The sequence below is a fragment of the Candidatus Pantoea bituminis genome (genome assembly GCF_018842675.1).
Taxonomy (GTDB): domain Bacteria; phylum Pseudomonadota; class Gammaproteobacteria; order Enterobacterales; family Enterobacteriaceae; genus Pantoea; species Pantoea phytostimulans.
This window is the reverse complement of record NZ_JAGTWO010000004.1, coordinates 140,969-153,487: the sequence shown is the minus strand read 5'-3', so window position 1 is coordinate 153,487 and position 12,519 is coordinate 140,969. Positions and strand designations below refer to the sequence as shown.

Sequence of the window (12,519 nt, the reverse complement as noted above, 5' to 3'; positions counted from 1 at the left end):
TCTGCGTAAAGGAGAACAAGGGCCAGGATAAGCTGGCCCTGAAGGGCAATTACTTAACTTGCTGTTCGAAGCGACGCAGCAGATCGTTGCCACGTTTCACGGCGTTATCCAGCGCGTTTTGTGGTGACTGCTTGCCGGTCCAGACGCCTTCCAGCTCCTCGTCAATCACGGTACGGATCTGCGGCATGTTGCCCAGACGCATACCTTGGGTAAACGGCAATGGCGGTTTGTTCAGCATCTGACGTGTGGCGATATCGGCACCTGGATTTTTGTCATAAAAACCCTGCTGCTTGCTCAGTGTATAAGCCGCGGTGGTAATAGGCAGATAACCGGTTTTCTGATGCCATTCGGCTGCAATTTCTGGCTGCGCGAGGAACTGCATGAATTCCGCAACGCCTTTATAAGTGCCTGCATCTTTGCCCTTCATCACCCACAAACTCGCCCCGCCGATGATGGCATTTTGCGGCGCGTTCGCGACCGTTTCGTCATACGGCATCATGCCTACGCCGAAATTGAATTTCGCATAATGGCGGATGTCGGCCAGCGAGCCGGAAGAAGCGGTGGTGATAGCGCAATCGCCGTTATAAAACTTGGCGGTGGATTCGTCTTTACGACCAAAGTAGGTGAAGTCACCTTTTTGTTCATCTCTTCCAGCATCTGGATATGACGAACCTGAACCGGTTTGTTGAACTCCAGTACCGTGTCAGTGCCATCGAAACCGTTGTTTTTGGTTGCAACCGGCAACGCGTGCCAGGCGCTGAAGTTTTCAATTTGGATCCAGCCCTGCCAACCGCTGGCGTAGCCACAGCTCATGCCCGCTTTACGCAGCGCATCGGCGCTTTTCGCCAGTTCTTGCCAGGTTTTTGGCGGTTGATCGGGATTCAAACCCGCTTTTTTAAACGCGTCTTTGTTGTAGTAAAGCACCGGCGTAGAGCTGTTAAACGGTTGTGAGATCAGATGGCCGCTTGAGTCACTGTAATAGCCGGAAACGGTAGGAACGAACTGTTTTTCATCAAACGCGATGCCTGCATCCTGGAAGAGCTGATGCACGGGCACAATGGCTTTCGATGCCATCATGGTGGCAGTGCCGACTTCATAAACCTGCAAAATCGCCGGCGCTTTGCCGGTACGCACCGCCGCAATGCCAGCGGCCAGGCTCTGCTCGTAGTTACCTTTGTAGGTCGGAACAATTTTGTAATCGGGGTGCGCCTGGTTAAAACGCTGCGCCAAAGAGTCAACTTCTTTGCCCAACTCGCCCTCCATTGAGTGCCAGAAAGGAATTTCAGTGGCGGCGAGCGCATTGCCGCTGAGCGTCAGGCCCAGCACCGCACTCATCAGGCTACGACGAAAAGTAAACACGGACATATTGTTTTCCTGTGCAGGTAAGTACGCGCAAGATCGCGCATTTTTTTGTTCGCGACGTAACATGACACGGGAAAATGACGGATAAATAACGGCTTAATGACAGAGAGGTTACAGCGGGATTTCAGGATTTAAGCAGAGTGAAGTGGATCGAAGCGTTTTTTGATGGTGCGCGCTGTCCCCCATCCCGGCCTTCCCCGCAAAGCAGGGGAAGGAGACGCTGCCATATGCAATTTCAGAGCGAGCATATTGCAGCGTCTTCCTCCCCCATGTATGGGGGAGGACTGAGGTGGGGGGCAACGACCTCGCACCTGAGAGGATTGAGGTGGGGGGCCGGCGGCTCCGTACTTAGCTGACTGAGGTGCACGCTGCTTTGGTGAGGTACTCGCTGTCCCCCATCCCGGCCTTCCCCCGCAAAGCAGGGGAAGGAGACGCTGCCATATGCAGGTAAGGAGCTGCTACAGGCAATTTCAGAGCGAGCATATTGCAGCGTCTTCCTCCCCCATGTATGGGGGAGGACTGAGGTGGGGGGCAAACGACCTCGCACCTGAGAGGATTGAGGTGGGGGACAAACGACCTCATCTGCGCGCTGTCCCCCATCCCGGCCTTCCCCCGCGAAGCGGGGAAGGAGACGCTGCCATATGCCGCTTCCTCACTAACATAGAGCAGCGTCTTCCTCCCCCATGTATGGGGGAGGATTGAGGTGGGGGCAAACGACCTCGCACCTGAGAGGATTGAGGTGGGGGACAAACGACCTCATCTGCGCGCTGTCCCCCATCCCGGCCTTCCCCCGCAAAGCAGGGGAAGGAGACGCTGCCATATGCCGCTTCCTCACTAACATAGAGCAGCGTCTTCCTCCCCCATGTATGGGGGAGGACTGAGGTGGGGGCAACGACCTCGTACTTGAGTTAGAGCAACAGGAAAACTAGGCGCCTAAATAAGCACTGCGTACCGCTTCATTGGATAACAACGCAGCGCCGGTATCTTCCAGCACCACATGGCCGTTTTCCAACACGTAACCCCGATCGGCCAGTTTCAATGCCTGATTCGCATTCTGCTCCACAAGGAAAATGGTCATCCCTTCGCTACGCAGCTGCTCAATGGTATCGAAAATTTGCTGAATAATAATCGGAGCCAGACCGAGTGAAGGCTCATCCAGCAGTAACAGACGCGGCTGGCTCATCAATGCACGACCAATCGCTAACATCTGCTGTTCGCCACCGGACATGGTTCCTGCGCGCTGTAATCTGCGCTCATCCAGACGCGGAAACAGCGCATAAACGCGCTTGATGCGCTCCTGATACTGCTGACGGCTGGCAAAAAAACCACCCATCGCCAGATTTTCTTCCACCGTCATGCGTGAAAAGACGCGACGCCCTTCCGGCACAATCGCAATCGCTTCACGCATGATGCGTGCAGTTTGCCAGTCGGTTATGGCTTTACCGTCAAAGGTGATGGAGCCCTGCGTGGCGCGAGGTTCGCCACACAACGTGCCGAGCAGCGTGGTTTTACCTGCGCCGTTCGCGCCAATCAAGGTGACGATTTCGCCTTGGTTGATATACAGGCTGACATTGTGCAGCGCCTGGATTTTGCCGTAATGCGCGCTGACGTTCTCAATGGTTAACATCGTGTTGGCCATGTTACGCCTCTCCTAAATAGGCACGGATCACATCCGGGTTATTGCGAATCTCTTCCGGCGTGCCGTTGGCTAATGGCGTTCCTTGGTTCACCACGTAAATACGATCGGAAATACCCATTACCAGCTTCATATCGTGTTCAATCAACAACACGGAAACCTTGTGATCACCGCGCAGTTCAGCAATCAACTCATCCAGTTCGTGGGTTTCTTTGGGGTTCAAACCCGCCGCGGGTTCATCCAGCATCAGAATTTCTGGGCGTGTCACCATGCAGCGGGCGATTTCCAGACGACGCTGCTGACCATACGCCAGATTGCCCGCCTGCCGGTTTGCCATTTCCAGCAAGCCCACGCGATCCAGCCAGGTTGCGGCGCGATCCAACGCTTCACTTTCGCTGCGGCGAAACGCTGGCGTTTTCAATAATCCAGAGAACACGCCACTTTTCAGGTGCTGATGCTGCGCCACTAACAGGTTTTCAATCACCGTCATTTCGCGGAACAGACGCACATGTTGGAAGGTGCGAACGATGCCCATGCGCGCAATCTTTTGGCCCGGCAACCCTTCAAGATGCTGATCGCGCAACTTGATGCTGCCGCCGGTGGGTTTGTAGAAACCGGTCAGGCAGTTAAAAACGGTGGTTTTGCCGGCGCCATTTGGGCCAATCAAAGAAACGATCTCTTGCGGACGCAGTTCCAGCGCCACGTTATTCACGGCTAACAGGCCGCCGAAGCGCATCATCAGGCCTTCAACGGCTAACAAAGGCTGACTCATGCCTGCTCTCCTTTTTTACCCTGCTTGAGTTTCAGGTGTGGACGCTTCATCGGCAGCAGACCTTGCGGGCGCCAAATCATCATTAGCACCATTAATCCACCCAGCACCAACATGCTGTATTCATTGAGATCGCGCATAAGTTCACGCGAAACCACCAGCAGAATGGCGGCGAGAATCACGGCAAACTGCGAACCCATGCCGCCCAACACCACAATCGCCAGTACAAAGGCGGATTCAACAAAGGTAAAGGATTCGGGGCTAACAAAGCCCTGTCGTGCTGCAAACAGGCTACCGGCAAACCCGGCAAAGGCGGCGCTGATGGTAAAAGCGGTGAGCTTGATGCGCGTTGGGCTGAGGCCCAGCGAGCGGCAGGCAATTTCATCTTCACGCAGCGCTTCCCACGCACGGCCCAGCGGCATGCGCAGCAGACGATTGATCACAAACAGCGTGAGCACCACCAGCAGTAGCGCAACCAAATAGAGGAAAATGATGCGGTCGCTGGGATCGTATTTCAGGCCAAAGACGTTATGGAAGGTATCCCAGCCGCCATCACGCGGGGTGCGGTTAAACTCCAGCCCGAAAAAGGTGGGTTTGGGGATCTGGCTGATGCCGTTTGGACCACCGGTGATGTCGGTGTTATTGAGCAGCAAAATACGCACAATTTCGCCAAAGCCAAGCGTCACAATCGCCAAATAGTCGCCACGCAAGCGCAGCACCGGGAAACCCAGCAGTAGACCAAACATCGCTGCCACAATGCCCGCCAGCGGCAGACATTCCCAGAAACCTAAACCGAAATAGTGATTAAGCAGCGCGAAAGTGTAAGCGCCAATCGCATAGAAACCGCCGTAGCCCAATACTAACAGGCCAGAAAGGCCAACCACTACATTGAGGCCAAGGCCAAGCATGATGTAAATCAACGTCATGGTGGCGATATCGACGGTGCCGCGTGAGACCAAAAACGGCCAGGCAACAGCGGCCAGGATCATGATCCCCATCACCAGTTTCTGCTTTGGCGTGGAACCATCAATGCCGGGTAATACGAACGCGGGCAACGAAACTTTCTTCATGCCGCTCTGCCACACTGGGCGCATCAGCTGGAATAAGAATACCACCACGCAGGCGACAGCGATCCATTCCCACCGCAGACTACCGGCGTTCTGTACTATCAAATTCGTGCCATCCAGGTTCAGGCGCAACCCCATGAAAAAGGTGGCGAGAACCAGCAGCATCAGCGAGGAGATAAGTGCATTAACGAAGGAAGACTTCATACTTTTTCGACCTCCGGGCGCCCCAGAATTCCGGTCGGCATCACCAACAGCACCACAATCAGCAAGGCAAACGAAACCACATCTTTGTATTCAGTGCTGAGGTAGGCCGATGTCAGTGCTTCAGCAATACCCAATACTAATCCGCCAATCATCGCGCCGGGAATGCTGCCAATGCCGCCTAAAACCGCCGCGGTAAACGCTTTCATCCCCGCCATAAAGCCGATAAAGGGGTTGATTGAACCGTAGAACTGGCCTAACAGCACACCTGCAACTGCCGCCATCGCCGCACCGATCACAAAGGTTAGCGAAATCACGCGGTCAGTGTTGATCCCCAACAGGCTGGCCATTTTCAGGTCTTCAGCGCAGGCGCGACAGGCGCGGCCCATGCGGGAATAGCGGATAAACGTGGTCAACGCCAGCATCGCCAGGAAGGTCACAATCCAAATAACAATTTGCATGGTTGAAATGGTGGCGGCAAAGCCGTTGCTTTCGCCTACCGTCCATTGCCCGGTAATCAAGCTTGGCAGCGCGAGGTCGCGGGAACCTTGCGTCAGGCTGACGTAGTTTTGCAGAAAGATCGACATACCGATCGCGGAGATCAGCGCGATCAATCGCTTAGAAGAGCGCACCGGCTTATATGCCACGCGCTCAATGCTCCAGCCGTAAGCGCTGGAAATGATCACCGCCATCACGAAACCGGCGGCAATCATTAGCCACGTAGTGTCGATGCCCATCATCATCAGGGCGGCAATCACGATGAAGGAGACATAGCTACCGATCATGTAGACCTCGCCGTGGGCGAAGTTAATCATGCCGATAATGCCGTAAACCATGGTGTAACCGATGGCGATCAGCGCGTAGGTGCTGCCAAGGGTAACACCGTTGAACATTTGCTGAAGGAAATAGAGGAATTGCTCGGACATAGAATGTACCTTAAAAAAACGTCCGTGAACTGAATGCGTTAGCGTGAATCTTTGACAGCCAGGCGGAAAGTAAAGCCGTGTTGATAAAGGCGGCATTAAAGCCGCCCCTAAAACTTATTTCACCGCAGTAGACGTACCGTCGGCATGCCACTTGAACACACCAAATTCGAAGCCTTTCAGGTCGCCCTTCTCATCCCAGCTCAGGTCGCCCATCACGGTCGGCACGGCTGCGCCCTCTTTCAGGTTCTTCACAATATCTTCTGGCTCTGCGCTCTTGCTGCGCTCCATACCAGCCACCAGCGATTGCAATGCCGCGTAGGTGGTCCAGACAAAGGGGCCGGTTGGATCGAGCTTTTTGGCTTTCAGCGCATCAACAATGGTTTTGTTGGTTGGCACTTGATCGTAACGCTTCGGTAACGTCACCAGCATGCCTTCAGAGGCAGCACCAGCAATGTTCGACAGCGAGGCATTGCCCACGCCTTCTGGCCCCATAAACTGGGTTTTCAGGCCCGCTGCACGCGCCTGGCGTACGATCTGGCCCATTTCTGGGTAGTAACCGCCGAAGTAGACGAAATCGACGTTATCTTTTTTCAGGCGGGCCACCAGCGTAGAAAAATCTTTATCGCCTGCGGTGATACCTTCAAACATCACAATGTTAGCGCCTGCGTCTTTCAGACTTTTTTGTACCGAACGCGCCAGGCCTTCGCCATATTGCTGTTTGTCATGAACGATAGCGATACGCTGTGGTTTGATCTCGCTCATCGCATATTTTGCCGCCGTAGGGCCTTGGTCAGAATCGAGGCCGGTGGTACGCATAATCAGCTTGTATCCGCGAGAGGTTAAGTCTGGCGCGGTAGCGGCTGGCGTAATCATCAGTACGCCTTCGTCTTCATAGATGTCAGAAGCGGGCTGAGTTGAAGAGGAGCAAAGATGGCCAATCACATAGCGGATGCCATCGTTAATCACTTTGTTCGCCACGGCGACCGCTTGTTTTGGGTCACAGGCATCGTCATATTTTACCGCAACCAGCTTGTCACCGTTGATGCCGCCTTTCGCGTTGATGTCTTCAATGGCCTGCGTTGCGCCTGCGAACTGCATATCGCCATATTGTGCAACCGGACCTGACATCGCCCCAACGATGGCCACTTTAATGTCTTTTGCCAGCGCAGCATGGCTCATCGCCAGTGCAACGCATCCTGCCAGTAACGCGCGACCTTTCATCTTCATCCGAACTACCCCATCTGTTATGTCGTGTTTGTTGTGAGTTGCTTTATTTTCTGCCAGATAAAGTTGAAAACTGATTAAACAATAATGAGTTAGCACGCTTTTCTGGCATTTATTGGTAATAAGGCTTTATTTTTCAGCTCATTAAACAGGATGTTTCTTCGGTAAATCAACTGACATATTCAGTAACGGCAGGGTTACGCAGCATAATCTACTGGATGCAATGGCCGTATTTTCACCATTTCTCCAGCGCATTATGCTGGTTTATGCCTCAGGTTTACTTGTTTACAACTATCATTCTGGCATCCAGGCCAACTTTTGACCTGTTTTATTCAGGAAAATCTGCTGGCGCTGTGGTTGTATAATTTCGCTACACTTCCTCTTTTAAACCAACAGGTGTTTGCCATGAAACTCACTATCCTGCGCTTAACAGCGTTTACAACGCAGGACCGCATCGACTTAGGCAAAGTTTGGCCTGAACTGGACATAGAAAAGTTAGAGCAGTCGCTGAGCGAGAATCATCGGCTGTATGCGGCGCGTTTTAATGACCGCTTATTAGCTGCGCTGCAACTGGAAATTTCGGGGATACACGGAAAGGTACATCGCTTAAGGGTGCGAGATGCCACGCGGCGTCGCGGCGTTGGGCAATATCTGCTGGAAGAGACCATGGCGCAGAATCCGTCGCTGGCGGATTGGTGGATTGCGGATGATGGCAGTGATGATCAAAGGATTCGTGCGGCGTTTATGCAGGCCTGTGGATTCAGGGCGCAAACCGACGGCTGGGTGAAGTGAGTTTCAGACTATAAACCGCAGGCAACAAAAAGGGCGACATGTTGTCGCCCTCTTTCATTAACGCTTCGCGTTATTACGCTTCGATCGCCATACGCAGTTTTTTCATGGCATTCTTCTCGAGCTGTCGCACACGTTCTGCTGACACGCCGTACTGATCGGCTAACTCTTGCAGCGTGGTTTTGTTGTCTTCATCTAACCAACGTGCACGGATAATGTGCTGGCTGCGTTCGTCGAGGCCTTCCATCGCATAGCTCAGCTTGTCTGCCGCATGCGAATCCCAGTTATCCTCTTCGATGCCGTCCGCGAAGTCTGAGGTTTTATCCTGCAGATACAACACGGGTGCCATGGATTTACCTTCACCGCTTTCATCGTCTGCGGACATATCGAAGGTCATATCCTGTGCGGCCATACGTGATTCCATTTCACGCACGTCTTTACTGCTTACGCCCAGTTCACGCGCAACCATTTCAACTTCATCCTGGTTAAACCAGCCCAGACGCTGCTTGGTTTTACGCAGGTTAAAGAACAACTTACGTTGTGCTTTCGTGGTAGCGACTTTCACGATACGCCAGTTACGCAGCACGTATTCGTGAATCTCGGCTTTAATCCAGTGCACGGCAAAAGAAACCAGACGCACACCCACTTCAGGGTTGAAGCGACGCACGGCTTTCATTAAGCCGATGTTGCCCTCCTGAATCAGGTCCGCTTGCGGCAGGCCGTAACCGGAATAATTACGAGCGATATGAACTACAAAGCGTAGGTGAGACAGGATCAGCGTCTTTGCCGCATCCAGATCGCCCTGGTAATGCAGCCGTTCAGCCAACGCTTTTTCCTCTTCTGCCGACAGCATCGGCCAGACATTGGCAGCCCGAATGTATGATTCCAGGTTACCAAGAGGAGCAATAGCTAAAGTTTGCATTTCTTTGGTCATTCAAACCCTCACAAATCAAGTGGAATAGCTGCACAGTTCTTTGAACCGTCGTCCTTGAGCAGACGCTACAGTATGTCAACGCCGCTAAAAGTTCGAAAGCAATCTGTGCTACTTATTGGATGATAAAGTTATCCACAAGTTCAATATTAGCGGTGCATATTTTACACACAGATGACAAGAAGGAAAGCGGGGAAAAGATCCTCTGCTTTCCCTTGTCGATAGCAGAGGACCATTATAGCAAAAAATGTTGCAGGCGTTTACTGGGGCGTAAAACGACGTAAATGTTGAACTGTCGCCAGCCAGGCGGCGATCCAACCAATGATCGCGGCAATCAGTAATAGCAGCAACGCTTCATCCCAGGAAAAACCTTCCAGCAAGAATGTGGTGCCAAACACCGATGCAACGTTAGCCACTACCGATTGCAGCCTTAACACCAATACTTCCGACAGGATCAAGGATAATACCGCGCCGCTTAGGCCTAACAATGCGCCGCCGTATAAAAACGGACGCAGAATAAAGCCGTCGGTAGCGCCTATCAGTTTCTGCACATTGATGGTGTCGCGCCGGGCAAAGATGCTGAGCCGCACGCTGTTGCCTATCACAAGGAACACCGCGATGATCATCAGGATGCCAATCATCGACGCAATTTGACCGACTAATCCTGTTAATGCCGCTAACCTGGCAAACCAGCTGTCATCCATACGCACTTCATCCACGCCCTGCACTTTCGCCACGCTGTCGCGCAGATTTTGCATGGTGTCTGAATTTTGGAAATTAAGTTTCGGCGTGATGATAGCCACTGCCGGCAGCGGATTTTGCTCCAGCATATCCATTGCACCACCAAACCCAGACCAGTTGCGGAACTCGTTCAACGCTTCTTCGCGGGTCAGATAATTGACGTTATCCACACCATCGACTTGCTTAAGCTGTGCCACCACGTTTTCTGCTGCTGTATCATCCAACGTTTTGGAGAGATAAACCGTCAACTGCGGCGCGGGATACCATTGCGTCGCGGCCTGACTCACGTTTTTCCATACCATGTAACAGACGCTGGGCAAGGTAAGCGAAATCGCAATGACCATCACCGTTAACAGCGTTGCCAGCGGTTGACGCCACATATCTGACAGCGTGCCGCGCAGGGCATAACGCCACTGTTCCTGCCAGCCGCCTTTCAGCGCTTTGCTTTTTGACGGCTGCTTCGCTTTTGGCGCCGCTGGGCGTTTATTGCGTTTATTGACCATCGTGGCCTCCATGCAAACGTCCCTGATTCAGCGTCATGACACGATACTGACGACGCGCAATCAAGCCGCTGTCGTGCGTTGCCATCAACACCGTTACGCCAACGCGATTAAACTCCTCGAACAGCCGAAGAATATCTTCCGACAGTGCATCGTCAAGGTTACCGGTGGGCTCATCCGCCAGCAGTACAGCAGGTTTGTTAACCACTGCGCGCGCAATACCAACACGCTGCTGTTCACCACCAGAAAGCTGAATCGGAAAACTTTTCGCTTTGTCGAGTAAGCCGACTTTATCCAGTGCCGCTGACACGCGACGACGAATATCTTCGCCGCTGGCACCCGAAATGATCAGCGGAATCGCCACGTTTTCATAAACGGAACGATCCATCAGCAGATGGTGATCCTGGAAAATCATGCCGATTTGGCGACGCAGGAATGGCACCTCGCTGTTGCGCAGGCGAGAAATATCATGTCCGCTAAACCAAATTTGTCCGGCGCTTGGACGTTCAATGCCGCATATCAACTTCAGCAACGTACTTTTACCGGCACCAGAATGGCCGGTCAGGAACGCCATTTCGCCGGGACGCAGATGAAAATCCACGCCCTGCAACGCCTGACGTCCACCGAGATATGCCTTACTCACCTCTTGAAAGCGAATCATCCCAATTAGTCCTCTCGGGCAAACAGTGCCTCAATAAAATCTTCAGCCTTGAACGGCCGTAAATCCTCAATGCCTTCCCCAACACCGATATAGCGAATCGGAATACTGAACTGATCGGCTATCGAGAAGATCACGCCGCCTTTGGCCGTACCATCCAGCTTGGTGAGGGTAATACCGGTTAAACCCACCGCTTCATGGAACAGTTTGGCTTGGCTAACGGCGTTCTGCCCAGTGCTGGCGTCCAGCGTCAGCATCACTTCGTGCGGCGCAGAATCATCCAGCTTCTTCATGACGCGAGTGATTTTCTTTAGTTCTTCCATGAGATGCGCTTTATTCTGCAAGCGACCCGCAGTATCGGCAATCAACACATCTACGCCGCGTGATTTGGCAGCCTGAATCGCGTCAAAAATCACCGAGGCGGAATCAGCGCCGGTATGCTGAGCAATAACAGGAATGTTGTTGCGTTGGCCCCAAACCTGAAGCTGTTCAACAGCAGCGGCACGGAAGGTGTCACCCGCCGCCAGCATCACTGATTTGCCTTCGGCCTGATACTGGCGCGCCATCTTACCGATGGTGGTGGTTTTACCCACGCCGTTCACGCCAACCATCAGGATGACGAAAGGTGTTTGACCGGTCACATCCAGCGGCGCATCAACTTTAGCCAGAATATCGGCCATTTCAGTTTTCAGCAGACCGTATAGCGCTTCAGCGTCACGCAGCTGTTTGCGGTTTGCCTGTTGCGTCAGATTGGTGATGATGCGACGCGTGGTTTCCACGCCAACATCAGCGATCAGCAGTTGCTCTTCCAGTTCTTCAAACAGCTCGTCATCAATTTTCTTGCCGCGGAACAGACTGATAAAGCCCGAGCCAAGATTCTGACGGGTTTTAACCAGGCTACGCTTCAGGCGCGCAAAAAAGCCCTCTTTAGTAGGACGTTCCTGCTCGTGGGAAATGATGGGTGCGGCCGCTAACGGCAGATCGCTGACGGTATCTTCCGGCTCAACGACTTCCGCCTCTTCGATGATGCCTGCATCGGCGAGTGCCAGCGCTTCCAGCTCTTCGTCGCTGAGTGGCGCGTCGTCTTCGATGTCTTCCACGTCGATGTCGACAACTTCAGCCACGTCTGGCTCTGGCTCAAGTTCAACTTCTGGCTCAACTTCAAGCAGCGCTTCAGGATCGGCTTTAACCGCTTCTGGTGTCGCCAAAACGTCGGGTTCAGCGACGATCAGTTGAGGTTCTGGTTCAGATTCAGTTTCGAGTTCAGGTTCAGTTTCCGCTTCGCGTTGCTGTTCGGCCACCGCTTCGGTAATGGCGACAGTCTCTTCCGCGTCCGCTTCGGCCTCGTTGAGCGCCTGGGATGGATGTTCCGGCTGCTGAACCTCAGCTTCAGCAGGCTGTTGTTCCTGCTCCTGCTCTGGCGTCTCAACCGGTTTTTGCGTTTCTTCCTCTTTGCCAAATCCTAGCCAGGAAAAAAAGCCACGTTTTTTCTCTTTTGCCATTGTGTGACTACACTCCTCGATGGCTTTATCCCGGTCGCACACTGTTCCCAGGTGTAAAATCAGTAGTGGTATTAAACGCCAGACCGGCGCAAAACCGCAGAATTATGCATGACTTCAGCAACTCAGTAGTCTAACACTTTCCAGCCAGCTCACCACAGCACCCTTTTTTAACGTTTCTTCTCATCGTTTCGCCCGTTAAACTACGCAACAAAT

General features: G+C 53.0%; 10 protein-coding genes and 1 pseudogene. 1 reads left to right on the top strand and 10 read right to left on the bottom strand.

All coding sequences use genetic code 11. The annotated features are described in order from the left end of the window. Positions 1–49: 49 nt before the first annotated feature. The 6 genes and pseudogenes from ugpB to KQP84_RS04315 all read right to left on the bottom strand — a co-directional run bounded on the left by ugpB (position 50) and on the right by KQP84_RS04315 (position 7,188). A pseudogene (gene ugpB, locus KQP84_RS04340) lies at positions 50–1,365 on the bottom strand (sn-glycerol-3-phosphate ABC transporter substrate-binding protein UgpB). A gap of 922 nt (positions 1,366–2,287) precedes the next feature. Continuing rightward, positions 2,288–3,001 (bottom strand): high-affinity branched-chain amino acid ABC transporter ATP-binding protein LivF, encoded by a 714-nt coding sequence (livF, locus tag KQP84_RS04335; RefSeq protein ID WP_215845359.1) that lies wholly within the window; start codon positions 2,999–3,001, stop codon positions 2,288–2,290. 1 nt (position 3,002) lies between these two features. Then, complete coding sequence (gene livG, locus KQP84_RS04330; RefSeq protein ID WP_215845358.1) at positions 3,003–3,770, bottom strand: high-affinity branched-chain amino acid ABC transporter ATP-binding protein LivG; 768 nt, start codon at positions 3,768–3,770, stop codon at positions 3,003–3,005. After that, positions 3,767–5,038: a high-affinity branched-chain amino acid ABC transporter permease LivM gene (locus tag KQP84_RS04325; protein ID WP_215845357.1), complete on the bottom strand. Its 1,272-nt coding sequence runs from the start codon at positions 5,036–5,038 to the stop codon at positions 3,767–3,769. Before KQP84_RS04325 ends, livG begins: the two co-directional genes overlap by 4 nt. Continuing rightward, a complete protein-coding gene (gene livH / locus KQP84_RS04320) occupies positions 5,035–5,961 on the bottom strand; it encodes a high-affinity branched-chain amino acid ABC transporter permease LivH (RefSeq protein WP_215845356.1) in 927 nt (308 codons plus the stop codon). Before livH ends, KQP84_RS04325 begins: the two co-directional genes overlap by 4 nt. A 114-nt stretch (positions 5,962–6,075) precedes the next feature. Beyond that, a complete protein-coding gene (locus KQP84_RS04315) occupies positions 6,076–7,188 on the bottom strand; it encodes a branched-chain amino acid ABC transporter substrate-binding protein (RefSeq protein ID WP_215845355.1) in 1,113 nt (370 codons plus the stop codon). A gap of 402 nt (positions 7,189–7,590) precedes the next feature. On the opposite strand from KQP84_RS04315, the gene panM reads away from it, so the two are divergent. Further along, positions 7,591–7,977 carry an aspartate 1-decarboxylase autocleavage activator PanM gene (panM, locus tag KQP84_RS04310; RefSeq protein WP_215845354.1) on the top strand — a complete coding sequence of 129 codons (387 nt, stop codon included), beginning with the start codon at positions 7,591–7,593 and terminating at the stop codon, positions 7,975–7,977. A 73-nt stretch (positions 7,978–8,050) separates the two neighbouring features. On the opposite strand, the gene rpoH is transcribed toward panM, so the two are convergent. The 4 genes from rpoH to ftsY all read right to left on the bottom strand — a co-directional run bounded on the left by rpoH (position 8,051) and on the right by ftsY (position 12,306). Continuing rightward, on the bottom strand, positions 8,051–8,908 hold the full coding sequence (gene rpoH, locus KQP84_RS04305) for an RNA polymerase sigma factor RpoH (RefSeq protein ID WP_215845353.1): 858 nt from the start codon (positions 8,906–8,908) through the stop codon (positions 8,051–8,053). A 257-nt stretch (positions 8,909–9,165) separates the two neighbouring features. Further along, a complete protein-coding gene (ftsX, locus tag KQP84_RS04300; protein WP_215845352.1) occupies positions 9,166–10,149 on the bottom strand; it encodes a permease-like cell division protein FtsX in 984 nt (327 codons plus the stop codon). After that, on the bottom strand, positions 10,139–10,807 hold the full coding sequence (ftsE, locus tag KQP84_RS04295; RefSeq protein WP_215845351.1) for a cell division ATP-binding protein FtsE: 669 nt from the start codon (positions 10,805–10,807) through the stop codon (positions 10,139–10,141). The genes ftsX and ftsE overlap by 11 nt, the downstream gene beginning before the upstream one ends. A 5-nt stretch (positions 10,808–10,812) precedes the next feature. Next, complete coding sequence (gene ftsY, locus KQP84_RS04290) at positions 10,813–12,306, bottom strand: signal recognition particle-docking protein FtsY (RefSeq protein WP_215845350.1); 1,494 nt, start codon at positions 12,304–12,306, stop codon at positions 10,813–10,815. Between the last annotated feature and the right edge of the window lie 213 nt (positions 12,307–12,519).